At 38.3% G+C, this 25,340-nt stretch carries 23 protein-coding genes; 4 read left to right on the top strand and 19 right to left on the bottom strand.

Annotation, left to right across the window (positions count from 1 at the left end; translation table 11 throughout):
- The first annotated feature begins 5 nt into the window (after positions 1-5).
- The 3 genes from ACVBIK_RS02125 to ACVBIK_RS02115 all read left to right on the top strand — a co-directional run bounded on the left by ACVBIK_RS02125 (position 6) and on the right by ACVBIK_RS02115 (position 3,402).
- Positions 6-1,493 carry a sugar phosphate nucleotidyltransferase gene (locus ACVBIK_RS02125; protein ID WP_447168969.1) on the top strand — a complete coding sequence of 496 codons (1,488 nt, stop codon included), beginning with the start codon at positions 6-8 and terminating at the stop codon, positions 1,491-1,493.
- Between the two features lie 107 nt (positions 1,494-1,600).
- On the top strand, positions 1,601-2,056 hold the full coding sequence (locus ACVBIK_RS02120; RefSeq protein WP_447168968.1) for an adenylyltransferase/cytidyltransferase family protein: 456 nt from the start codon (positions 1,601-1,603) through the stop codon (positions 2,054-2,056).
- Positions 2,056-3,402: a CDP-glycerol glycerophosphotransferase family protein gene (locus tag ACVBIK_RS02115; protein ID WP_447168978.1), complete on the top strand. Its 1,347-nt coding sequence runs from the start codon at positions 2,056-2,058 to the stop codon at positions 3,400-3,402. The genes ACVBIK_RS02120 and ACVBIK_RS02115 overlap by 1 nt, the downstream gene beginning before the upstream one ends.
- A 468-nt stretch (positions 3,403-3,870) precedes the next feature.
- Here the strand turns inward: ACVBIK_RS02115 and rfbC are convergent, their stop codons facing one another.
- From rfbC to ACVBIK_RS02100, 3 genes are all read right to left on the bottom strand, one after another.
- On the bottom strand, positions 3,871-4,437 hold the full coding sequence (gene rfbC, locus ACVBIK_RS02110; RefSeq protein WP_447168967.1) for a dTDP-4-dehydrorhamnose 3,5-epimerase: 567 nt from the start codon (positions 4,435-4,437) through the stop codon (positions 3,871-3,873).
- 584 nt (positions 4,438-5,021) lie between these two features.
- Positions 5,022-6,032: an NAD-dependent epimerase gene (locus ACVBIK_RS02105; RefSeq protein ID WP_447168966.1), complete on the bottom strand. Its 1,011-nt coding sequence runs from the start codon at positions 6,030-6,032 to the stop codon at positions 5,022-5,024.
- Positions 6,033-6,266: 234 nt separating this feature from the next.
- Entirely contained in the window at positions 6,267-7,433 is a 1,167-nt protein-coding gene (locus ACVBIK_RS02100) for a nucleotide sugar dehydrogenase (protein ID WP_447168965.1), read from the bottom strand.
- Positions 7,434-8,185: 752 nt separating this feature from the next.
- Here ACVBIK_RS02100 and ACVBIK_RS02095 point away from each other — a divergent pair.
- The gene (locus ACVBIK_RS02095) at positions 8,186-9,622 is read left to right on the top strand and encodes an MBL fold metallo-hydrolase RNA specificity domain-containing protein (protein ID WP_447168964.1); all 1,437 of its coding nucleotides are present in this window, start codon (positions 8,186-8,188) and stop codon (positions 9,620-9,622) included.
- 723 nt (positions 9,623-10,345) lie between these two features.
- Here ACVBIK_RS02095 and rfbB read toward each other — a convergent pair.
- The 16 genes from rfbB to ACVBIK_RS02015 all read right to left on the bottom strand — a co-directional run bounded on the left by rfbB (position 10,346) and on the right by ACVBIK_RS02015 (position 25,200).
- Positions 10,346-11,389, bottom strand: coding sequence for a dTDP-glucose 4,6-dehydratase (gene rfbB / locus ACVBIK_RS02090; RefSeq protein WP_447168963.1), 1,044 nt, complete (start codon positions 11,387-11,389; stop codon positions 10,346-10,348).
- A 529-nt stretch (positions 11,390-11,918) separates the two neighbouring features.
- The gene (gene rfbA, locus ACVBIK_RS02085) at positions 11,919-12,800 is read right to left on the bottom strand and encodes a glucose-1-phosphate thymidylyltransferase RfbA (RefSeq protein ID WP_447168977.1); all 882 of its coding nucleotides are present in this window, start codon (positions 12,798-12,800) and stop codon (positions 11,919-11,921) included.
- 104 nt (positions 12,801-12,904) lie between these two features.
- Positions 12,905-13,270: a hypothetical protein gene (locus ACVBIK_RS02080; RefSeq protein WP_447168979.1), complete on the bottom strand. Its 366-nt coding sequence runs from the start codon at positions 13,268-13,270 to the stop codon at positions 12,905-12,907.
- Positions 13,210-13,359: a hypothetical protein gene (locus tag ACVBIK_RS02075; RefSeq protein ID WP_447168976.1), complete on the bottom strand. Its 150-nt coding sequence runs from the start codon at positions 13,357-13,359 to the stop codon at positions 13,210-13,212. The genes ACVBIK_RS02080 and ACVBIK_RS02075 overlap by 61 nt, the downstream gene beginning before the upstream one ends.
- A gap of 331 nt (positions 13,360-13,690) precedes the next feature.
- Complete coding sequence (locus ACVBIK_RS02070; protein ID WP_447168962.1) at positions 13,691-14,491, bottom strand: glycosyltransferase; 801 nt, start codon at positions 14,489-14,491, stop codon at positions 13,691-13,693.
- 64 nt (positions 14,492-14,555) lie between these two features.
- Positions 14,556-15,647 carry a pyridoxal phosphate-dependent aminotransferase gene (locus ACVBIK_RS02065; RefSeq protein WP_447168961.1) on the bottom strand — a complete coding sequence of 364 codons (1,092 nt, stop codon included), beginning with the start codon at positions 15,645-15,647 and terminating at the stop codon, positions 14,556-14,558.
- Positions 15,648-15,658: 11 nt separating this feature from the next.
- Complete coding sequence (locus ACVBIK_RS02060) at positions 15,659-16,555, bottom strand: glycosyltransferase family 2 protein (protein WP_447168975.1); 897 nt, start codon at positions 16,553-16,555, stop codon at positions 15,659-15,661.
- A complete protein-coding gene (locus ACVBIK_RS02055; protein WP_447168960.1) occupies positions 16,555-17,820 on the bottom strand; it encodes a hypothetical protein in 1,266 nt (421 codons plus the stop codon). The genes ACVBIK_RS02060 and ACVBIK_RS02055 overlap by 1 nt, the downstream gene beginning before the upstream one ends.
- Complete coding sequence (locus ACVBIK_RS02050) at positions 17,804-18,682, bottom strand: glycosyltransferase (RefSeq protein WP_447168959.1); 879 nt, start codon at positions 18,680-18,682, stop codon at positions 17,804-17,806. Before ACVBIK_RS02050 ends, ACVBIK_RS02055 begins: the two co-directional genes overlap by 17 nt.
- Positions 18,672-19,880, bottom strand: coding sequence for an oligosaccharide flippase family protein (locus ACVBIK_RS02045; protein WP_447168958.1), 1,209 nt, complete (start codon positions 19,878-19,880; stop codon positions 18,672-18,674). The genes ACVBIK_RS02050 and ACVBIK_RS02045 overlap by 11 nt, the downstream gene beginning before the upstream one ends.
- Positions 19,873-20,781 (bottom strand): ATP-grasp fold amidoligase family protein, encoded by a 909-nt coding sequence (locus ACVBIK_RS02040; RefSeq protein ID WP_447168957.1) that lies wholly within the window; start codon positions 20,779-20,781, stop codon positions 19,873-19,875. Before ACVBIK_RS02040 ends, ACVBIK_RS02045 begins: the two co-directional genes overlap by 8 nt.
- Positions 20,750-21,418, bottom strand: coding sequence for an HAD family hydrolase (locus ACVBIK_RS02035; protein WP_447168956.1), 669 nt, complete (start codon positions 21,416-21,418; stop codon positions 20,750-20,752). The genes ACVBIK_RS02040 and ACVBIK_RS02035 overlap by 32 nt, the downstream gene beginning before the upstream one ends.
- The gene (locus ACVBIK_RS02030) at positions 21,411-22,610 is read right to left on the bottom strand and encodes a hypothetical protein (protein WP_447168955.1); all 1,200 of its coding nucleotides are present in this window, start codon (positions 22,608-22,610) and stop codon (positions 21,411-21,413) included. Before ACVBIK_RS02030 ends, ACVBIK_RS02035 begins: the two co-directional genes overlap by 8 nt.
- A 2-nt stretch (positions 22,611-22,612) precedes the next feature.
- A complete protein-coding gene (locus ACVBIK_RS02025; protein WP_447168954.1) occupies positions 22,613-23,602 on the bottom strand; it encodes a sugar transferase in 990 nt (329 codons plus the stop codon).
- A gap of 141 nt (positions 23,603-23,743) precedes the next feature.
- Positions 23,744-24,706, bottom strand: coding sequence for a Wzz/FepE/Etk N-terminal domain-containing protein (locus ACVBIK_RS02020; protein WP_447168953.1), 963 nt, complete (start codon positions 24,704-24,706; stop codon positions 23,744-23,746).
- Positions 24,707-24,822: 116 nt separating this feature from the next.
- Positions 24,823-25,200: a four helix bundle protein gene (locus ACVBIK_RS02015; RefSeq protein WP_447168952.1), complete on the bottom strand. Its 378-nt coding sequence runs from the start codon at positions 25,198-25,200 to the stop codon at positions 24,823-24,825.
- Positions 25,201-25,340 lie beyond the last annotated feature (140 nt).

The following is a 25,340-nucleotide window of genomic DNA, read 5'->3' as shown; positions in this document are numbered from 1 at the left end:
TGTTTATGCAAGCTATTATTTTTGCAAATCGCCACGGGCAAGAGTTGGTACCACTAAACCAATACTATAATCCAGCACTATTGCCCATTAGCAATAAGAGCGTTATCGAATATACCCTAGAAGATCTCGCCAGCGCAGGGGTTAAGCAGGTAAAACTCATTGTCTCAACGCATATCGCTGCAATAAAAGCATTAGTCGGCAACGGCGAGTTCTGGGGCTTAGAAGTTGACTATTTTCTTAGCCGAGAACAGGAAGATGCTTCGAAAGTGCTGGCTCGATTGGCTGTAGATAAAACAGAATCTGTATTAGTTGCACGCGGCGATATGCTGAGAAGCCCGTGTATCAAAGCATTTGTTGAGTTCAGCCAACAGATGAAACAAAGTCTGGTCATTGCCAAGATGAATAACCAAAATGCAGGCCTAATGATGCTGCCTGCGGCAGCCTCACATACCGAGATGCTTAACTGGCCGCTGACCAATCAGGTTGTCATTCCAAGCGATGCCTCAGCGGTATTAAACGAACCCGTGACTCAAATCCTTCATGGTGAATGCTTCATGCTCACAAGTCTTAATGCCTATATGCAGGCTAATCAAGCGATGGCAATCGCAAAAATAATAGGAATTAGCCCTAAGGGACGATTTTACAGTAGTGCAGACCAAGCAAACGGTTTTTACGTGGGAGCAAAAACTAAAACCGGCCCATTGAGAATGCAAAATGCATGGGGGGTCATTGGTGACAATACCTGGATTGATGAAAGTGTAGATCTGCAGCAAAGCTGTATTTTAGGTAAGAACTGCCTTGTAGATGCGCAATCGAGTCTTAAAAACTGCATTATTCTAGATGACTCTTATGTGGGCAAAGGGCTCAACGTTAATAATGCCATTGTGTGTAAGAATACACTGATCACACCCGGGAATGGTGGCGCGATCAAGCTCAATGATGACAGCATTTTGGCTAAAAACCATACCCTGGCTAACACTGAAAGCGTGACCCTTTGCGATAGAAGTATTGCTCTTTTTCTTCTTTGTATTGGATTAGTGTTTAGCCCGCTCATTGCAACTTATTGTTTAGTTAACGCCAAAAACAATACGTTAACGAGAGGGGTATCAATTAGAAAACCGCTAATTAAAGAGAAAGTCACATTAAATAATAAGCACTACAGCTGCTGGCGCTGGAATGTTAAGTCGCTATGGATGAGTCGCCTCCCCCAGCTCTACCTCGTTGTTTTAGGGCGATTAAGCCTTATCGGTCGTAGCCCATTTATCAAACCTATCAACCCCTTTAGTGCCTATGAATACGGGATCTACGGCCCACTACAACTATTAATACACTCAGCCGTTGAAGACGCCTCTGCAACGTTCCCTGAAGAATGCGATTTAATCGAGGATGAATTCGCGCAGCCCTTACAAAAATATAAATATTGGCAACTCATCAAATATGTTTTTAACCGCTCTAAACAATTACGAATACATAACCAGCTAGAACAGAATTAAAGCCGAACCTAAAGCATGAGCCAAAACATGCGCCTAAAACATAAGTTTCAACATAAGCAAAAGTAGCCAAATTGACATTAGCAAGATAAGCCAAGCGGGAGATCATTATGAAAACAATCATCACTTACGGCACATTCGATCTTTTTCACTATGGACATGTGCGCCTATTTAAGCGATTAAAAGCCCTCGGCGATCGTTTAATCGTGGCAGTTTCGACAGACGAATTTAATGCTTTAAAAGGTAAGGCCGCATTTTTTAGCTACTTTCAACGAGCTGAAATCGTCGAAGCTTGCCAATATGTCGATATGGTAGTACCAGAAACCCATTGGAATCAAAAAGCAAAAGATATATGTGAATATGATGTCAGTATTTTTGGCATGGGTAACGACTGGAAAGGTAAATTTGATGATCTGTCACTATTGTGTGAGGTTATTTACTTAGATCGAACCGGTGAGATCTCAACAACTGAGATTAAAAATAACCTAGCATTACCTAAACAAACCAGTGATGGTAATGACACAGCTTCAACACCGTTGCAGCAATCCAAAAAGATAAACAAATGATGACATACTCTATTTTAGACTGGCTAAAAGCAATACTCAGAAAGCTCATATTCATGCTATCTGGCCTTGCTCCGCGCACATCTAAAAAAGCGGTATTTGGAAGTTATAAAGAGGGCTTTAGTGACAACAGTAAATACTTGTACCTGCATTGGCAGCAGACAAAATTCATCCGTTGCATCTGGATAAGTGGCAATAAGGCTGTGATCACGCAGCTACAAAGTCAGAACCTAGAGGCTTATTATCGCTGGTCATTTAAAGGTATTTACCACAGCTTAACGGCTAAATACTTTTTTTATAATAGTTACATTGGCGATATTAATCAGTGGCTTGCTAATGGTGCAGTAAAGATAAACTTATGGCATGGCTTGCCGATGAAGAAAATTGAATTTGATATAACAACAGGCCCCATGGCCGAAGTTTTTAATCCTAAAAGCCAACTAGCCCAGTGTAAACAATGGTTACTTGCCCACCAGCAACGGACAATGCCTGACTTAATGTTGAGCCCAAGTCCGCTAATCGATTCGCTTTTTTGCAGTGCATTTAGACTCAGCAGCTCACAGCTCTTGCGTGCAACCAATCCAAGAACCGACTACTTTACACTCGGCTACGCCATAAAAAGTGAAATAGAAAGCGATTCACCAGTCAAAGGTTCAACAGAACAATACCCAACAAGTGGTGAACCGAGTCCGAGCACGCTAACTCAATCCATTAAGTCACTGCTCGCAGTCCATCTAACTCAGCCAAGTGAGCCTGCACCGCAGCCACACATTATTTTATACGTTCCGTCGTGGCGTGACAGCCATCAGGAAGGCAACCCGTACAGCAAAGCATTCAACTGGCAGCAATTATCAAATCACTTAGTGGCTAATAATCAGTTGTTTCTATTACGCCTACATCCCAATGAGGCGGCACTTGCTGATGAGCTTACAAGTTACGCTAACATTATCAATATTACGCCGTTAGAAGATGTATATAGTTTATTGCATCAGGTGGACCTACTCATTACAGACTACTCATCTTTATTTATTGATGTACTACCACAAGGTACGCCAATCTGCTTCTATCGCTTTGATGAACAACATTACCAACGAGATTGCCGAGATATCTACGACTACGCCACAAAGTTGCCAGAGTTCGCACCTAAATGCACAAGTTTCAATGAGTTATTAAAGCAGCTAGAACCAGAGACTATCGCCGCACGGAGATTTAATGCTATAGACAGTGGACAAAGGGCTAATCAAACAAGTTATAAAAATAACTATCAAGCAGTAACAGAACTATTTTGGGGAAAGGACACGCCAAATGCATTTGAAGCTTTGGAAGAAAGAATAGGTTCTAGCTCCTAGAACCTCGAACGCTTCGCTGCTAGGAAAAACAAAAGCAAAAGAATTGACGGCATAAATGCCGACCTACTTAAACATTTAGAGCCTAGGTTCTAGAACGTTCGCAAGCTCACTGCGAGGGCGCTTCGCTGCTAGAAAAATCAACAGCAGAACAACAGTTCCTTAGGGTTTAAATTAACTTGTCGGCTCTTGCATGTCAGTCTTTGTATTGTGGCTTCCCCCGGTTCTTCCACCTTCACTCTATTTGACTTTTGCAACTCATAACCATCGCTTTTGCTTGTATAGCATCTAGCAGGAGCAAAGCGACGCTCTCACCAGCCGTAGGCTGTACTAGCAGGCCAGAGGCCGATCTTCTTAGCTTTTAACCGTCAGCGAAGCGTTCCGTAAGTAAGCCTGCGAACGTTCCGTATACCGTAAGGCCGCAGGCCGTTCCGCTTTTACGTCTTAGCTTCTACCATCTTTTGCTCTTAACTAGGACCTAGTACCTGCTCTTCCTAGGACCGTCTCAGCCTTTTTATCTTTCTCCGATAAAATCGGCTTAGCCCCCTCTTCTAACGGCCATAGGATATCTAATTGAGGATCATTCCAGGCAATAGTTCTTTCAAACTCTGGCGCATAGTAATCGGTACATTTGTAAATAATGTCGGCGTAATCACTTAAAGTTAAAAAACCATGAGCAAAACCCGGGGGGATATACATTTGCAGTCTATTTTCGGCAGATAAAATTTGCCCAAACCACTGACCGTAGGTTTTTGAATCTTTACGAATATCAACCGCGACATCAAAAATACTACCAGCTGTCACACGAATAAGCTTACCTTGAGCTTGTTGCAGTTGATAATGCAGGCCTCGCAGCACATGCTTTTGCGAGCGACTCATATTCTCTTGCACAAAGCTCGGGCAAGCCATGCCAACTTCAGCAAATAGCGCCTCAAACTCTGATTGACGAAAGGTTTCCATAAAAAAGCCCCGTTCATCACCAAATACTTTGGGCTCAATCAGCAACACATCAGGAATTAGGGTAGGTATTAGTTTCATCATAGTCTTTTAAATAAAGGCTTGGGCTTGGACTAGGACCTAGGTTCTAGGACGTTCGCTAGCTCACTGGATAAACAAAGTTCTAGGACCTAGGGCACTTCGCTCCGAGGACGGCCTTCAGCCTGCTAGGAAAAACAAAAGCAAAAGAATTGACGGCATAAATGCCGACCTACTTAAACATTTACATCCTAGATTATAGGCCGTTCGCAAGCTCACTGCGAGGGCGCTTCGCTACTAGGAAAATCAACAGCAGAACCTTGGGGTGTAAATTAACTTGTCGGCTCTTGCATGTCAGTCTTTGTATTGTGGCTTACCCCGGTTCTTCCACCTTCACTCTATTTGATTTTTGCGACTCATAACCATCGCTTTTGCTTGTATAGAATCTAGCAGGAGCAAAGCGACGCTCTCGCCAGCCGTAGGCTGTACTAGCAGGCCAAAGGCCGATCTTCTTAGTTTTAAACCGCCAGCGCAGCGTTCTGTAAGTGAGCCTGCGAACGTTCCGTTACCAGTAAGGCCGCAGGCCATTCCGCTTTACCGTCTTCGCTTTTACCTAGAACCTGCATTTCCTAGGACCTAGGACCTTCTTAGCTTTTTAAGTAATACTCTTTATACCATTCAACAAACTTCTGTACGCCTTCTTCGACGCTAGTTTGTGGCTTGTAACCTACAGTGTTGAATAAGTCTTCAGTATCGGCCCATGTTGAATGTACATCGCCAGGCTGCATATCCATCATATTTTTAATGGCTTCAATACCTAACGATTTTTCAAGTGCAGAGATGTAATCCATTAGTTGAACCGGGCTACCATTACCGATATTAAACACCCGATAAGGTGCAGAGCTCGTTGCAGGAGTGCCCGAATCACTTGACCAATCTGGATTAGCAGCAGGAATACTGTCTTGGATACGGATGATGCCTTCAACGATATCGTCGATATAGGTAAAATCGCGGCTTAAGTTGCCATGGTTATAAACATCAATCGCTTCACCTTTCACTATCTTATTGGTGAACTTAAGTAGCGCCATATCAGGGCGTCCCCAAGGACCATAAACGGTAAAGAAACGCAGGCCTGTCGTTGGCACACCATAAAGATGCGAATAAGTATGTGACATCAACTCATTGGCTTTTTTAGTCGCAGCATACAGCGAGATAGGATGATCAACACTGTCGTCTGTTGAGAATGGCATTTTTGAGTTAAGGCCATAAACAGAGCTTGAAGAAGCATAAACCAAATGCTGAATCTTATGGTGACGGCACCCTTCTAAAATTGTCAAGTGGCCAACCAAATTACTGTCGGCATAGGCCATAGGGTTATCGATTGAGTAGCGCACACCCGCTTGCGCCGCGAGGTGAATCACTCGATCAAAACCTTGCTCTGCAAACAGCGCTGCAATGCCTTCTCTATCTGCTAAATCTAATTTTTTAAATGAAAAAAGAGCCTGAGACTCTAAATTTTTAAGGCGGTCCAGTTTTAGGTTAACATCGTAATAATCATTTATGTTATCGATACCAACCACTTCATGGCCAGCAGCACATAAACGTTCACTGACTTTTGAGCCGATAAAACCTGCTGCACCTGTTACTAAATACTTCATAAAATTCTCTTTTGTTAAAAGAAGACCCTAGATACTAAGACGTTCGCAAACTCTCTGAATAGCAAGGTTCTAGGACCTAGGACGCTTCGCTCCGAGGACGGACTACGTCCTACTAAGGAAATAAAAAACAAAACAGCGTTGCCTTTGACCTTGCAGCTCTTTCCCGCTTTTCCGTCTTAGCTTGTACCTAGAACCTAGGACCTTTCTTTTTCCTAGGACCTTCTCAGCCTTTGCTCAATCCGACCCAAACAAGTCTCGTGTATAAACTTTATCAGCAACATCAGCCAGCTCATCAACCATTCGGTTCGATACTATGACATCTGAAACTTGCTTAAACTCTTCTAAATCTTGCATCACGCGAGAGTTAAAAAATTCGGGCTCTGTCAGCACAGGCTCAAATACTACAACCTCAATGCCTTTAGCCTTAATGCGCTTCATAATGCCTTGAATAGAAGACGCGCGGAAATTATCTGAGCCTGACTTCATAATTAGGCGGTAAACACCGACAACTTTAGGTTGTTTTTTAATAATTGAGTCAGCAATAAAGTCTTTACGCGTCGAGTTAGCATCAACAATTGCGCTAATCAGGCTATTTGGTACGTCAGCATAGTTTGCACGTAATTGCTTGGTGTCTTTTGGTAAGCAATAACCGCCATAACCAAATGATGGATTGTTATAGTGCGAGCCAATTCGAGGGTCTAAACCGACACCTTCAATAATTTGACGCGCATCCAAACCATGCGATTCAGCGTAACTATCTAACTCATTGAAATACGCGACACGCATTGCAAGATAAGTATTAGAGAAAAGTTTAACCGCTTCTGCTTCTGTTGAATCAGTGAAAAGAATATCAATATTTTCTTTAATCGCCGCATTTGCAAGTAAGTTAGCAAATACTTCAGCGCGCTCAGAGCGCTCACCGATAATAATACGAGAAGGATGTAGGTTGTCGTAAAGAGCGCGCCCTTCACGTAAAAACTCAGGTGAGAAGATAATATTGTCAGTATTATATTTTTGTTTAACTGACTCAGTGTAACCTACTGGCACGGTCGATTTAATCACCATCACTGCATTAGGGTTAATGGCGAGTACATCTTGAATGACCGCTTCAACAGATGAGGTATTAAAGTAGTTTGACACGGTATCGTAATCGGTAGGAGTTGCAATAATCACGTACTTAGCATCTTGATAGGCTAGCTTTTTATCTAACGTTGCCGTTAAATCGAGCTTGTGATTAGCTAAGTAATCTTCAATTTCTGTGTCCGCTATAGGTGATAAACCTTGGTTAATCATCTCGACTTTTTCAGCAACAATATCAACCGCCATCACGGTGTTTTTTTGCGCCAACAACACTGCGTTTGACAGGCCTACATAGCCCGTCCCTGCTATAGCAATTTTCATCTTAAAACCTTAAAAATAAATATCCGCGTAAAATAACACTCAAGCAGCAAAAAGTCTTGTTTTAGGCCACATTTTTACCGCTAAGACGAGGTACTGTAAAGACGAACGCTTCGCTCACGGATAACGGAACGTTCGCAAGCTCACTCACAGAACGCTCCGCTTAAAGTGCAAAGCGATACGGTGCTAAGACCTCGGACGTTTCTAGGACGGAATACGCCCTGATGTAGGCTGAGCTTTAGCCCATCAACAACATAAAACATCAAAGAAAAGCTGACGGCATAAATGCCGACCTACATTAAAAGAAGCCCCTATCTTAGCTTTAACCGTCAGCGAAGCGTTCTGTAGGCCAAAGGCCGTTCCATCTTTGCTTACCGTCTTTGCTCGTACCTAGGATCTAGAACCTGCTTTTCCTAGGACCTTCCTAGCCTTTAACCGTCAGCGAAGCGTTCTGTAGGCCAAAGGCCGTTCCACCTTTGCTTATCGTCTTTGCTCGTACCTAGGATCTAGAACCTGCTTTTCCTAGGACCTTCCTAGCCTTTAACCGTCAGCGCAGCGTTCTGTAGCCCAAAGGCCGTTCCATCTTTACTTACCGTCTTTGCTCCTACCTAGGATCTAGAACCTGCTTTCCTAGTACCTAGGGCCTTCTTGCTTTAAGCTCGTATAGAATCTAGCAGGAGCGTAGCGACGCTCTGGCCGTGGCGGAGCCACGTTCTAGTCTCTGCCCCCTAATAACAACGATAAGGAAGTCATTTATGCAAATCATCCATCATGGTGCTGTTAATGGAGTAACAGGTTCATGCCACCAGCTTAATATCAACTCCAACTCAAGTATTCTCATTGACTGCGGCTTATTTCAAGGCGCTGAAACAGCAGGTAAAACCGCAGCAGACCAACTCCAAATTGAATTCGACATTAGTCATATCACCGCACTGATTATTACCCATTGCCATATTGATCATGTTGGTAGGCTGCCATATCTACTTGCCGCAGGTTTTGATGGCCCGATATATGCGACATCAGCAACTGCAGCCCTCCTCCCCATGGTGATAGAAGATGCACTCAAGGTCGGCGTCACCAGAAATCAGCGATTAATTAGTTTATATTTAAAGCGCTTACAACAATTAATTAAGCCTATTGATTATGGCCAATGGTTTACCCTGGAGGTGAATCACTGTGACAGCGGCTTTCAACAAGCTAAAGCAAGGTTTAACGTCGCTGGGCACATTCTGGGGTCGGCCTATGTTGAAATAGAACTGAGTAATAATTCGCTAGCTTACAGTGACGGTGACAATCACAATGACAAAGACAATGACAAGCACCTAATCGTATTTTCAGGTGACTTAGGAGCCAGTAACACGCCGCTATTACCAAGCCCGAAAAGCCCTCTGCGCGCCGATACATTAGTGATTGAGTCAACCTATGGCGATAAAAACCATCATAACCGTGAGCATCGAGCTGAAAGCTTACGCCGAGTGATTGAGAAATCAGTCAACGACAACGGCGTAGTACTCATTCCAGCCTTCAGCATTGGGCGCACCCAAGAATTACTGTACGAACTAGAGCAAATCATCTTTGAGCAACAACACAATCCTATGTGGCAAAGTATCGATATAATTGTCGACTCGCCCATGGCTGCAAACTTTACCGAGCAATATGTTAACTATAAAAAGCTGTGGGACTCTGAGGCCAAATCTATATTAGCCCAGCAACGCCATCCACTGGATTTTGCTCAGCTTTACACCATAGATAGCCACCAAGATCACTTAGCGGTAATCAACTACCTTTCAAGCAGACAAAAGCCCGCGGTGGTGATTGCAGCAAGCGGCATGTGTACAGGCGGGCGCATCGTCAACTATCTACAGCGGTTTTTAGCCCAGTCCACTGCAGACATTCTATTTGTGGGATACCAAGCAAAAGGAACGATAGGACGGGATATTCAGACATACGGGCCAAACGGAGGCTACGTATATATTGAAGGGGATAAAATCGATATCAAAGCAGGAGTACATACCATCAGCGGCTATTCAGCCCATGCAGATCAACAAGACCTAATTAATTTTGTCGAGGGCATACAGCATAAGCCTAAACACATACGCATCGTCCACGGCGATTCTGATGCCAAACAAGCGTTAGCTGATAAATACCAGCAACTCTTACCTAACGCAGAGATTGAAATAGGAACAAGCTAAGACTATAAAGCCAAAGCTATTCACCACAGAGGACACGGAGCGCTACGCGACACGAAGAAAAACAACATCAAGACCAACTAAAAATAGCGCTAATCTTTTGCTTTACGCACTTCTCCGTGTCCTTCGTGAAAGCGAAGCGCTTCGTGGTGAGAATACTCTTCATGCTGTAATCAAAAGCCAAAAGCTATTCACCACAGAGGACACGAAGCGCTACGCGACACGAAGAAAAGCAACATCAAGACCAACTAAAAATAGCGCTAATCTTTTGCTCTACGCACTTCTCAGTGTCCTTCGTGAAAGCGCTTCGTGGTGAGAATACTCTTCATGCTGTAATCAAAACAGGCCGTTCGCTTTACCGTCCCAGCTTGTACCGTCTTAGCTCTTACCTAGGACCTGCTTTTCCTAGAACCTCGCACCATCTTAGAGCCAACCGTCAGCGAAGCGTTCTGTAAGTGAGCCTGCAAACGTTCCGTCATCCGTAAGGCCGCAGGCCGTTCGATTTCCAGTATCTACTTGTATCGCTTCGCTTTACGTAGGTTGGGCTTTAGCCCATCAAAACATAAAACACCATCAACAAGCTGACGGCATAAATGCCGACCTACATACAAATAAGGTTTGAGATTCTAGGATCTTGTTTCTAACCGTCAGCGAAGCGTTCTGTAAGTGAGCTTGCAAACGTTCCATATACCGTAATCCGCTTTCCCGTCTCAGCCTTTATCGACTTTAAACCATCTTTGCTTTTACCGCCGCTTTTACATACCACTCTACGGTTTTACGTAAACCTGATTCAAAAGACTCCGTCGGCTTCCAGCCTAACTCGCTTTGGAACTTACTCGAATCAATTGCGTAACGAACATCATGACCTAGTCTATCTTCAACATATGTAATGAGCCCTTTAAATCCCTCAGCATTGCGACTCCCCATTAATGAATTGGGGTTTTCAGGGGCTAACTCCTCTAGAAGCTCACAAATCAGGTTAACGACATCAATATTACGTTTTTCACAGCTGCCGCCAATGTTATAGGTTTCGCCCATTTCCCCTTCTGTTAAAACGGTATAAAGCGCGCTAACATGATCCTCCACGTATAACCAATCACGCACCTGCTGCCCATTACCGTATATTGGAATAGTCTTACCGGCTAATGCATTACATATCGTTTGAGGAATGAGTTTTTCGTGATGCTGAAAAGGACCGTAGTTATTAGAGCAATTAGTCACGACAATAGGCAAACCATAGGTTCTATGCCAAGCCCGAACCAAATGATCGGACGCCGCTTTGCTAGCAGAATATGGCGAGCTAGGATCATACCTAGTTTGTTCGGTAAATAATTCACCGTCAGCTAAGTCACCAAATACTTCATCGGTAGATACATGATGAAACCGAAACGCATACTTTTTATCTTCTTTGAGTGAAGCGTAGTATGCACGACTAGCTTCAAGAAGAGTGTATGTACCAATAATATTGGTTTGCATAAATTCTGCAGAACCATCAATAGAACGGTCTACGTGGCTCTCAGCAGCTAAGTGAATAATGGCATCAGGTTGATACTGTATAAGTAATTTGTCTATTAACGCCCTATCACAAATATCACCTTGCACAAACGCATAGCGATTCGATAATTCAACGTCAGCTAAAGACTCCGAATTACTGGCATAAGTCAGTTTATCGAGATTAACCACAACACTATTGGTGTACTTAATGAGAAAGCGAACCAGAGCTGAGCCAATAAACCCAGCACCACCGGTGATCAAGATGACCTTATCCATTTACTACCAACTCAAAATTAAATTTAACGACAACGTCTAAATTGACGGCATAAGCGATCACCTACAGCATCGTTGTAGGTTGGGCTTTAGCCCATCAAAACATAAAACAAAAGCTGACAGCATAAATGCCGACCTACATTCAAAGAAGGTCCTAGGTTTGAGGTTCTAGGATCTTGTTTCTAACCGTCAGCGCAGCGTTCCGTCAGTGAGCCTGCGAACGTTCCGAAATCCGTAAGGACGTAGGTCGTTCGCTTTCCCGTCTCTGCTTGTATCGCTTCGCTTTACGTAGGTTGGGCTTTAGCCCATCAAAACATAGAACAAAAGCTGACGGCATAAATGCCGACCTACATTCAAAGACGGTCCTAGGTTTGAGGTTCTAGGATCTTGTTTCTAACCGTCAGCGCAGCGTTCCGTAAGTGAGCCTGCGAACGTTCCGCAATCCGTAAACTCACAAGCTGTTCCTTATACCTAGAACCAGCCTTTCCTAGGGCCTAGGATCTTCTTAGCTTTTACCTAGAACCTTCTTTACTTATTCAATTAAAGACAACAAATACTGTCCATAGCTATTACTCAACATAGGTTGTGCAAGACGCTCAATATCATTATCACTTAACCAGCCGCTTCGCCAGCCAATCTCTTCTAAACAAGCAACTTTCAACCCTTGAACCGTTTCAATAGTTTGAACAAAAGAAGAGGCTTGTTGCAAACTATCAAACGTGCCGGTATCTAACCATGCAAAGCCGCGCCCTAGCCTTACTACCTGTAATTCTCCCTGCTTTAAATAAGCTTGGTTAATATTGGTGATCTCTAGCTCATGTCGTGCAGATGGCGTTAAATTTTTAGCAATATTGACCACTCTATTATCAAAAAAATACAAGCCAGTAACCGCCCAATTAGATTGAGGCTGTAACGGCTTTTCTTCAATCGATAACGCCTTGAAAGATTCATCGAACTCAACAACGCCGAAGCGCTCAGCTTGATCAACTTGATAAGCAAAGATTGTTGCACCGACTTTCTTACTCGCTGCAATCTTTAACGACTGACTAAACCCTTGCCCATAAAAAACATTATCACCAAGGATCAAACAAACATTATCATCGTTAATAAAATCCTCTGCAATCACAAATGCCTGAGCAATACCTTCAGGCCTTGTTTGAACGGCAAAAGACAAACGGATTCCAAAATCAGTACCATCACCGAGTAAACGTTGAAATAACATTAACTCTTCAGCAGTCGTGATAACCAAAATATCTCGAATACCAGCTAACATTAAAACCGATAACGGATAATAGAACATCGGTTTATCGTAAACAGGGAGTAACTGTTTAGACACACCTCGCGTGATAGGATAAAGCCTTGAACCAGCGCCACCGGCTAACACTATTCCTTTGGTAATAGCTTGGTCATTCATGGTACTTTTAGCAGTACTATTCAAGATAATCATCCACAATTTAATACTCTAAAACAAGAAAATCCCCAAATAGGGGATTTTCAAAATAGTGCATAACGCCGAGTTTAGCCGTTACGCCTAATCCAAGTTAAGATCTGCCATACATGAGCTAATGCCCAGTTATATGTCGCAAAAATAACTAAAAAGCCAATAAACATAATAGCTTCATGGACTGCCAGTAACTCACCTAAAATACCAATAGTTGCAAGTATTGCAGACAACAATGTAATGCGAGCTAAAGTTTGTTTTCGGCTATAACCTGCACGTTCAAATATATGATGCAGATGATCTCTATCTGGTTTAAAGGGAGAATGCCCTTTCTTGACTCTGCGATACATAATGGCAGCCATATCCATTAAAGGTATCGCTATTAAGTAAAGAGCTGTAACAGGAGAAAATGCTGGATTTGCTGACTCTGTACCGATGACCAAACAACTGTTAGTCCTATAAGCATACTACCTGCATCACCCATAAATACTTTTTGTAACGAGGAAAATGGCCAACGTAAATTAAAAAACAAATATGCAGAAATGGTAGCAATAAATAAACAGGTAATATCAGCCAATGATTTTCAGTTAGGTAGAACAAAAATCCTTGTGAGAAGAATGTTACAATACTGAGCCCCCAATGAGAAAATCGATATCAACTCCATCTCAAACTCATTGATAGAGTCTATAACAGCAAATACCGTTACCAAAAGCCCTATGCATCCGATGTTTTAACTAGAAGAAGTAAAATATACTCCCTAGTTCGTTCAGATAAAACTCAGCACCAAAAACTAGAAATGTTGCAATTATAATTTGCGGAATGAGCAGAAATCCAACAAAAACATCTACACAATAGAAAATTATTTATCGAAATAACCTATAGGCAATTTTCTGTAAAAAAACTGGTGAATATCTAAGCAAAAATTTTGAACTTAAATTTGAATATAGCATCAAAGAATTTAGAAAACCAATTTCGCGTTGGAACCTTAAGAGTATAACTTCATGTTTAAAATAGCTAGCGCCCCTCCTTGAATAAAAATCATCCCCACATCTCATTTTTAACAATGTGTCTCGCGTGTTTCCTAGCTTATATCCATGAACCAGTAATTTAGACCAAAGTCCATAATCTTGACTTTTTCTCAGTGCAGGGTATCCACCGAGTTTGACTACTATATCTTTTTTAAAAATTGAAGCAGGATGACTTAGTGGAGACCTAGACTTCGCAAAGCGCGTGATTTGTGTATGCTCAGTTGGTAATACTCTAATATTAAGAACTGAATCCATACTTTCGTTCATTTCTTCTATGGCGCCACTGCTAGCGACGATAGCTGGATTAGCTGCCATAAACTCAAGTTGCTTCTCGAATCTAGTGGGATAACAGACATCATCCGTATCCATACGAGCAACTAAGTTATAACTACATTTTTGTAATCCAACATTGAGCGCTGAAGCTAGGCCAACATTGTCTTGAATCTGTATTGAAATTATATTTAGCCTTGATCTGTAGTTATTGATAATTGCAATCAAGTCAGAAGATATCGGGCCATCTTGAACTAAAACAACTTCATCTGCTAGAACAGTTTGAACCAGCAAGCTATCTAAACACTCAATTAAATTAGAAGGTTTTTCTTTTGAATATACTGACATTAAAACGGAAAATTTCATAATGACTCTTTAAAAGGCTGAAAATCAGAGACAATATCAGCCTTTACTTTTAACAAAAGCAAAACTACAATTTCTTACTAATAGCGTCTAGAGCATCTAAAACAACTTTCATCTGACTCTCAATACCAATAGTTATTCTTACAAGCCCTTTGCAAGCATTTAGATGACCAAATGAACGCACATAAATAAGCAAAACTTCAAGTTCCTTAACATAAAACTCAGCAGAATCTCCCAAATCTAGCAAAACAAAATTCCCCCCTTCCGAATTTAAAACTTTGAAGTCGCGTTCGACTAGACTTTTTATAAAAGAGGACTTAGAAGAGTTGACATCATCCACGTAGCTTCTCATATACTCAACATCATCCAAAGCTGCAATGGCAGATAATTGGGCGAATGAATTTACACTTTTCGCATTTCTAATTCTGTGCAGACCTTGTATATTTTTTTCACTCGAAATTGCATAACCAAAACGAATTGATGCCAAGCCAAATGCTTTTGAAAAAGTTCTACATATTAACACATTCTCAAAATCGAGAACTAAATTAGAAGCTGTTATTCCAGAAAACTCATAATATGCTTCATCAAGTATAAATAGAACATCATTAAACTCTTTTACTAACTCTTTTATAATCCCTACATCATACACATTACCAGTAGGGTTGTTAGGGTTACAAAGATATACAGCTTTAGGTGAAACAGATTCTAAATGTTCTTTAAATTTTTCAACATCAAATTTAAAGTTGTTTTCATAATCTAAGTAAAAATAATTTATTGTGGCACCAACACTTTCAGCCACTGCTCTGAAGTTATCATATGTTGGTGAAACCAAAACTATTATATCTTCACTTGATACAAAAGACCTCAAAACGTATTCGTGCAAGCCATCGGAACTAGAAAAAGACTCAACATTACATTCAGGCAGACCAACGTACTCAGCCAATTTTTGTTTTAGTTTAGCGTTAGCAACATCTGGATACCAGTTTAGCTTACCATTTAACAAAAAGTAATTAATAGCCTCGGCAACTTTTGGCGAAGGAGGGATTGTAGATTCATTCCAATCAAGCTTTAAAATATTTTCATTTTCGATACTCTCCCATGCCTTATGAGAGGATACTTTATAAGGAGACAAGCGTTTAACATTTTTATTGAGGAACATATAACATCCAATTATAATTTACTACGAAGTTTAATAAGTAGAACAGGAGATAAGAACGCAATTAATGCTAAAGCCAACGTCATTAAGCTACGCTCTATAATGAAAGATTTTAAGTAATATTTTGAACTAGTTAATCGTTTATTGATTGACACGGCTTGCGCAGCCAAAAACTTATACTGCTTTGATGTTCTAACATCAAGTTCTTTATCTGATAACACTGTGCTTGCAAATACACTGTGTTTTTTATTTATAAGTTGGATTGCCTTTTCATAATTTGAGATGCTTGCTGAAATCCTATCTCTCGAAAATGAGCGATAACCTACTGAAAGAGCCTTTTCGACAATATGAATATTACTTCCTTTACTTATTATGCGAATCCAAAGATCATACTCTTCTCTTGCAGGGAAGTTAGTATCAAACCCTCCTAAATCCAGAAATAGATCCCTATTAATTATCGAAGAAATTGTGCCACCAATAAAATTTTCGGTTAATATCGAATTAAGACTATCAACATTATTTTTAGCTCTAGTGTTATACTTAATATTCAAGTCAGTATAATTAACTTGTATTTGACTAAATACAGCATCATTAGATACCAAGAATGGTTTTTGCATTTCAATTTTATCATCTAGCCAAATATCATCGTCGTCTAAAAATGCAATGTATTCTGAACTTGCTTTTGCTGCACCTAAATTTCTGGAACTGTGTGCTCCGCACGCATTATTACGAAACAGCTTAATTTTACTATTGTTATAAGACTCTACTAAAACTTCGCTTTCTGCATTTTGTGTGTCATCTACGACTATTACTTCTTCTACTGATATAGTTTGTTTTAGAACACTATCAATTGCATTTTTTAACAAATCACATCTATTGTGGGTTGGTATTATAACCGAAATTGTTGGCATCACGTTTCACTCGCTCTCTTATTGCATATGCTAGAAAATGCAATCAAACTACACATCGTAAACATATATTTATTAAAGCCAAGTGTCATAGCTTTGGCTTCCATTATCATAAACATCAAAAATAAAAAAACTATTGTAATTAAATGCTGTTTTTCAATTTTATTAAATGAAAAACACCCCATTATTACCATCTGATAAATTAAAACAAAAACTAGCCAAAAAATGCCACCATAAAGCAACTCTCTTAAATAGCCAACATCAGTACCATAATAGTATTCGCCAGTATTCGGATCTGTAAATATGCCTGTCCCCCAAAAAAGTTCATAATATGAGACATCAATATCCCACATTTTCAACAAAATATTAGTAGATTTGGAGCTCGCTTGTCCTGATTGACTCATGTTATAAAAAATTTCAAATACAAATGGAAAAACTTTGTCGACAAGTAACATAACTACATCATTAAAAATGATAAAGAACACTAATGACAGAAGTATAAAAATTAAAACAGCTTTTAAAACTTTCATATTTTTCGTGACGAAGTTGTTATGACAAAAAACAAACATTAGTATACCTATAATCACACCTAGGAGTGCACTCCTTCCTGCAAAAAAAGAACCAGCAACTAATAACAAACCAATAAATATTGCTTTTACAGTTAAGACTTTTGGCTTAATGACATACAATTGGAAATATAATACAAAAGAAATAGCGTAACCAACAGATAACCCCCAACCAGGAGCCCCCGTTAAAGCAAGACCTCTTACTCCACCGTAATCTTCATATAACCTTGATATTTTGTCAGCTGAATATGTTTTATGAACAAGAGATGCTATATCAGGAGAAACAAAAGCTAATAGTTGAACTATGGATTGAAGACAAAAACAAAAAACTATTATCTTTAACAGGTCTACTTGGCTCTTAATCCCTCCACCAGAGCACAAACAAATCAATATAATAACTATTGACACTGCTTGAATCAATTGAGATACATAGTTTTTAAAATATGAAAGATCTAAATATGAACTTTTAAAAGAAATAAATGATGCCAAAGTCGACATGACCAATATAGCTAAAATCAAATAAGCAAAGTGCCTACTGAAAACAAACTTATGGTAATTAAGCTTCCCCCCTTTAATTAATGAATAGGTAACAGCGAACGGAACAGCAAGCATTGCGCTATTAATAGGTTGAATGACATAAAAACTATTAATAAGCATAAAGATGATTAAAATTGAAAATGTACGATCAATTACGTTCAGCATCCTTATTTAAAACTCCAATTTTTACTTTCTCTATTAACGAATCAATTCGCAAAAAATATCGTATCGTAAACGCAATAAAATAGTGCCATTTCGGCCCAACTTTATTCATATAAAATATAGACTTCAATGGAGGCAAAACACCCTTTAAAAAGTTAATGACAGTTAACTTACTACACTCGTTTACTATAAACTTACCGCCGGCCTCTCTTCTATTTTTTATCACGATTTCTTTTATAGAATATCTCGCAGGATGCTTCACTAATAATTCTTCAGAATACTTAACACCAAAACCTAGATCATTAGCTCGACGCCCCCACTCACAATCCCCCCCAGATAAAAGTCCTGCATTAAACAAACCAACCTTATCAAATAACCACCTGTAAGTAATCATATTGGCAGTTACTGCCATAGCTTGTTTCTCTATATACTCTCTTTGTCTAAAGGCATAACAAGACTCATATATCTCCCCTAAAGAGCGAGGTGAAGCTCCTTTATAGAAAAGTTCAACTTTCCCACCGATTCGAACGCAATTTGGCTCTTGATCAAGTAAAGCAACGCCATTATTAATCCAGTTTTGTTCAACTATGCAATCAGAATCAGTGAAAAATAATATCTCACCTTTAGAATTTACAACCCCTTTATTTCTTGCCGCATAAGAACCTTTAATATTCTCATTTAAGAAAATAACTTTATTATATTTTTCCGTTAATCGTTTTGGGATGTCGCAGTTGGGATCATTATTAATTACTATTATTTCAAATCCACTTTCATGGTAACTTTGATTCACTAAGGAATCCAAACATAATGATAACCTGTCATTATCCTTAAAGGTTGGAATTATTACGCTTACTCTAATTTTCATTTAATATCGTTCTCATCATATAAACTCTTATTATAGCTTCAACAAAAAAACTAGAAGTTGTTAAGCAAGTTAAATAAAATATTGAAATATTACTAGTTAAAGCTAGGCAACATACCCCTACCAGGAAGAACACCGTCGACACTATCAAACTGACCATGACATATTTATATTTACCTTTGACTATAAATAAATTCTTAGCCAAAGTTAAACTTATTGAATAAAAAATAACACTTATCGAAATCACATAAAAGCTTGTTACATAACTTATATAATCAATGTAATATAAGTTTATAAAAATAGGGCTACAGATACAAGCAACTAAGACAATGAAAACGCTATATAACATAACTAACTTCGTCTGCTTATAAAACAATTTACAATCAAAATTATTTGATAAAATAGGAAAAAAAGACGAAACCGTTATATTTATAGGTATAAACATAAGATTCAATATCTTCATTAAAATATCATAAATACCAACACTAGCTGGCGATAAAAAAACTGCTAGCAAAACTGTTCCGAGTTTATCCTTAAATAGAGGGATACAGTTAGTTAGTGCCAAAATATATGAATCTTTGTATGTCTGCTTTATAAGTTTTAAATTAAGTGATAAATTAATTTCATATTTTCCACATATAATCTTATAAGATAAGAAATTAGCAAACATGTTGCTACAACCTATTATGATTGGTACAACCCATATATCTTTTTCTGATTCGACTAAAAAATATACCCCAAATAAATATATTAATCTTGATAAAAATGTAGCTACAGTAATATTCTTCATATCATTTAGTGCGTGACTAAACCATAGAACATTAAAAATTTCAGCAAACAAAATTAACGAAAAATATTTAACAACACCATACTCAGGCCATATGATAGACAAAAAATAAATTAAAATGAGCCCTAAAATAGCATGAAAGAGTTTTATGACAATGACGCTAGAAAAGTACTCATTCCTAGATTGGCTATTGGAAAACCCGTTAGAAACTGTTTTAGTAGCAGAATCTTCAAAACCAAAACTAATAAAAGTTGTCATATATAGAGCTATTGCGGTACAAAGAGCTATGACACCATAACCATCTAAGCCTACTCTAGATATTAATAATGGAATTATTGCAACAGGAAAAGCTAATGTTAGTAATTTGATAATAGTTAAGTTTATACTATTATTTATTATCTTTTTATTAGTCAAACTGAACCTTTTCCCCCAAAGCTATGTCAACGCTTCTCGGTTCAATTAAGTCAAATCCTCCTCCATGAAATATGGTAATTTCACCAACAAATATATCCCCATCTACATTATATAAATCAATCCTGAGATAAGGAAAGCCTTTAGCTAACTTTTCAGAAATTTCAATCATCTCTGAAAAATTTTGTGGGATAGTTATATCTGGGCCAGTAAACTTTTTATCAAAGTCTTTTTTATCGCCCCACTTAAAGTCAACAGGTTTCCAATTAAGATCATAAATTTTACGATAATTTTGACCCTCTCTATCTACGGCGCAGTATACAAACTCTGCTTTTCCATTAATGCAGTTAACTTTATAATCGTTGGGTATTTTGCCATTTTTATCTAATAACAATTTCTCAATTAATATTCTTCTTTCAAGATTTTTATAGTGAATTTCTCTTGAAATATAATAATGGTTATTCCAAAGATTAAATTTATATAAAGCCTTAACGTAATCTAAATCTAACTCAGACTTATGTCTAGCAATAATCCCTCCTGAACTATCGTGATTAGTTTTTATAATAAATGGGATGTTTGGTAACATATCAATATTCAACTCTTTTTGCGATTTTAAGATTGAAAAAATCGGAATTAAATATTTATCACCTATAGCACGACTTACATATTCTCTAACTAATAATTTATCTGCAAAAACTATATATTCATCTCGTCTTTTCCTTAACTTTATAAATTGCATTTTTTCATTTAAACTAATTGGATTATCTAACTCAAGATCATATCCAAAAGTAGATTTAAACTTGTTTTTAACATATCGCTCATCTGTTGCAAAAAAACTCACAACGTACATGTAAAAAGATTTAATATATTTCTTACTTATGCCAAACTTTCTCGATAAATCCATGACACTCTCTCACCCAATGTTTTTCACTTTCTCGACTAATGACAACTTTAGTTTCACCTAAATTGAACAAAGGCATATCTGTTTTGCTATCTGAATAGACAATACACGTTTCATAATCTAAAGAATGGCCACACAAATATTTGTCTATTTTTTTTACTTTATTTTCTTCTAAACAATCTACGCCCTTTATTTTCCCTGTACAAACTCCATCAAAATAATCAATTTCAGTACTTATGACGTCATCAATTAAAACTGGCATAAAATGATTTATATATATATCATAACCACCAGAAACAATGATTATTCTATACCCATTATTTTTAAGCTCTCTTATTTCTTCTATAACATCCTTGATTACGAAATCGGTCTCCAATAGAAGTGAAAACTCCTTAGCTTTCTTTTCCATAAATGCCGCATTTTTTCCTTTCACCAATCGAAGTATGAAAGGTTTTGGTGATTTATATCTTTTAAATAATTTTTTTAATATTTTATTTAAAATTCTATTCCTCATCAACCTGATTAACAAAACTTTAACAAAACTATCTTTTACACAATATTCTATGTACTCGTCAGCAGTTTGCAAATCAACGAGCGTTTCGCAGAAATCAACTAAAGCAACTCTTTCAATTTTACTCATGATTCAACTTTTCTCTAATGTCAACTCGGCATAACTGTCTAGAACCATTCACTATCGAGTCAAAATAAACGTGACCATTAACACTATCGAATCGAGGGTGGAAGTCACAGCGCGTTTTATTTTGAAATCGTGAAGGTATATAATGCTCAAGAATCGTCTCAGATTTTTCATTTCTAACGTCTAAAAGCAACAGTTTTTGTCTTCTAAAGAAATCAGGATAAGTATCCGTTAGAATTAGAGAGTCATTTATATATACAGGGTGACCATCACCTAATCCATCAAAGCAGTTAATAGTTTTACTATTTAAATTTAATAAATGGTAACCATCCCGACCATTTTTATCTCTAAAATACCCAAACAAATTGTCGTCTTGCCAACATAAGTGACTAACCATACCTGTATTTAAGATTAACTTCAGGTCTCCGTTAATACTACTTTTATAAAAAAGCCTATCTACTCTTGTCCCATCAACTGTATAACGTTCAATAAATACAAACTTACTTTTACAAGGTGAGACCAGAATGTGATTTAAAACATGGTTATTTTCTTTTGAATTACGGTAAGGTATTAGCTCATCTTCCGCAACAATGGTTAACGCCTTTTCTGAGCCCCAACTGATGTATTTGATGTATAGACTTTCATCTTTCATCTTACAATGTTCATATCCATATTCACTTTTTTCCTTTGTGATTTTCGAATACGAAAGAGATAGAAAACCTTGTTCAAATACTTCGCTATAACCATAAGAATATCGGCTTAACACCAAAGTCAGCTCTTGAAAATCCAAAATCCGACACAAGTTAGCTATAATTACTTCTTTTTCACTATCATAACTATTAAAAATAAAACTATTTTCATCAACCCAATTTAATTTTGCTCCTTGTTGAAGATTAAAGGAACTAACAGAAGCAACCACTTTAAATTTAGAGGTAAAAAGATCGGCTATTATAACATCTACTTCACCATTTTTATTTATCCGATGAAATAAAATCATATTGTTATTAACAGGTGATGTACCGTAATAACCAAAGAAAGTATCACCTTCGATCCCTAAATCATGCTTTATATTCCAAACTTTTATGTTATTAGCAAAGATACCATAACAAACCCCACCGATTTTATAATATAGATACTTCAAGGTTTTTTTAACTTTGGGGAATCTAGTTATATTTCTAGCTATAGCCTTTAACATATTTACCTACCCATACCAAAAATTACTACTTTAATAGTTTTTATGAGAATTTTAATATCTAAAGCAAGACTATGATGTTTAATATAAAATATATCATATTTATGCTTCCAGATGGCATCTTCAACCGATGCACCGTAAGGGTAACTTACCTGCGCCAATCCTGTTATTCCAGGTTTAACAGCATGCCGGAACCGATAATATGGAATTTCCTTTTCAAGTTCTTCAATAAAGACTTCTCTTTCTGGTCTAGGTCCAATAATCGACATTTCACCTTTTAAAATATTTATTATTTGTGGTAATTCATCAATTCGAGTTTTACGAATAAAATTTCCAACTTTGGTTACACGAATATCATTTTTTGTGGCCCATTGAGCTCCTGACTTCTCGGCGTCGCTTCGCATTGAACGAAACTTTATAACCTCAATCTCATCATTATATAAGCCAGTCCTACGTTGTTTGTAGAAAACTGGACCAGGACTTTCGAGCTTTATAGCAATTGCAGTAATAATTCCTATTGGAACTGCAATTAAACACAAAGCTAAGCTGATTATAAGGTCTAAAGTTCTTTTTGCTGTCTGTGTTCTATTTGTGGATAAAATTGAAAATGCTTTTTGGTGTAGAAAGTATCCACTGTGTAGTAACTTTACCTCTGTATAACCAAGCCGTGAATCCAAATAGCTGACAAGGGGTTCTGCCCAGCCTCCTAATTCAGTTGCTTTCACGAGAAATTCTTTTTTCTCTTCGCTTAAGTAAGAACTTTCAAAGTGGCAAATAACCTTACAATTAAAGTTAGAAATAGAGTAATCATTTAATATTATCCTAAAAGGATGCCCTTCCATCGTTTTTGTAATTTCAGGTTCTCTTTTCTCTGGACAATATATATATATTTCTTTTTGCTTAAGCGCTACTGACTTTGACTTAAAACGTTTAGTAATCTGCTTAATCGGTTCGTTTATCTCTGATTCATTTCTTTTATTAAGTGTCGAGTTCATATACTTGCCAAGGTTTAATTATAAGGTTGGACTATTGGTGTTCCATATTTCACATATCAATATTAAAACACTGAAAATATAAATAATGCCTTCTATATAAACATAAGCATTGACCAATATAATCCACAAAAATACTTTTAACTATCGATTCAAATAGTATCGACGGATTAACACAAATAAACTAGCGAAAATACCACCAATGAATGTGCCTACAAGGCAAATAAGCAACCTTTTAGGTTTAAATTTTTCTTCAGGAGCGATCGCCGGGTCAATTGTTTTAAACACGTATTCATCGCGAACTTCCGCAAACATTATCGTTTTTGCTTGCTCTTCAATTAATTTGTATAGAATTGAGCGAATATCTGCAACGTTTGTTTGTACTATTTGCTTATTCAGAAATTCACTACTCCGAATCGCTTCTGCAACGTCACGCTCTTTCATAACAGTATTAATATCTTTAATTAACCACGTTACCCATTGTTTAGCAATATTTGGAGATACGTGTTCAACTGATATTGTTACCAAGCCAGTATCTTTACTAACATTAACAGCAATGATTTCGCTAAATTCTTTATATGCCTCTAGCATGGATGGTTTTGGTTTGAAAGGCGATTTTACTTCACGCACCCAAGTTTCACTCTTTATATCGTACACTTCGTCATCATAAATTAGAGTATTTGTTTCCATATCCCAGCTTTTGGCCGCCATTAAATCCAACAAAACATTATGCTTTTGAACGAATTGGCTAGCGAATTGGCGCGACTTCATCACCTCGATGGCCATTTGAGTTTTATCAACGCCACCGCCGCCACCTAAGTTAATGCCCGCCATGCTAGCAAGACCGCCAAACTGGCCTGCTAACGCACTTAGGCCGCCACCTTGCTCTTCACTTGCTGGTGCGAGTAAGGCTTCAGATTTGTAGATGTTAGGTTGCATGAGGGCGAAAATAACAGCGCCAATGGCAAAAACGGCTGTGATGCCGATGATGAGCCATTTGCCTTGCCAGATGACGCCAAACAACTCTCTCAAATCAATCTCATCTTCGCTTGCGGTTTGAGAGAACCTAGCATCCTTAAATTCTTGCGGTATATTCTGGTTATTCATTGCTTTATCTTTTATTTTATTGAGTAGAGAGCGCTTTGCTTCTAGATTCTAGGACGCTTCGCGGATAGAGCGCTACGCTGCTATAAGGGCAAGAATCAAAAGTACTCGCCTGTAAATTAATCGACTTTGTAATCTGTGCTTTCTTCTTTGATCTGTGATTCCTTATTTTTAATAAGAGAACCTATGATTTTAGCTAGCTCTTTAGCTTCTTTTATCATATCCATCGAAGACTGCTTATTTAGGTAGCCGATTTCAATTCCAATGTATAACTGGGTAACCAACTCTCCGAGTGAGCCTTTTGCATAATACAAAAAGCGTACTTTCTCTTTGTTGGTTTCACGCTCTTCACCTTCGGCTATATTCGAAGGTACTGATAAACCTGAGCGTGTAATTTGATCTTTAAAACCCCAGTTTTGTACTGTCTCTGTGGCCTTGTATATTTCGCACGACAGTCTTGAAGCTCTTTTCCAAACATCCAGTTGTTCGAATCTCATTTGAGTGACTCCTTCCGTGAAACAGAGCGCTGCGCTTCTAGGTCGTGACTTCGTCACGGCGAGAACGTCGCTTCGCTCCTTCTAGATTCTATAAAAGCAAAAGAGAGCACTGACGTAGTATATAACGCTGGCTCTTAAGC

The organism is Shewanella sp. 125m-1 (assembly GCF_052977065.1).
Note: the sequence above shows the minus strand (reverse complement) of the source record. Positions and strands in the feature narration are given on the sequence as shown.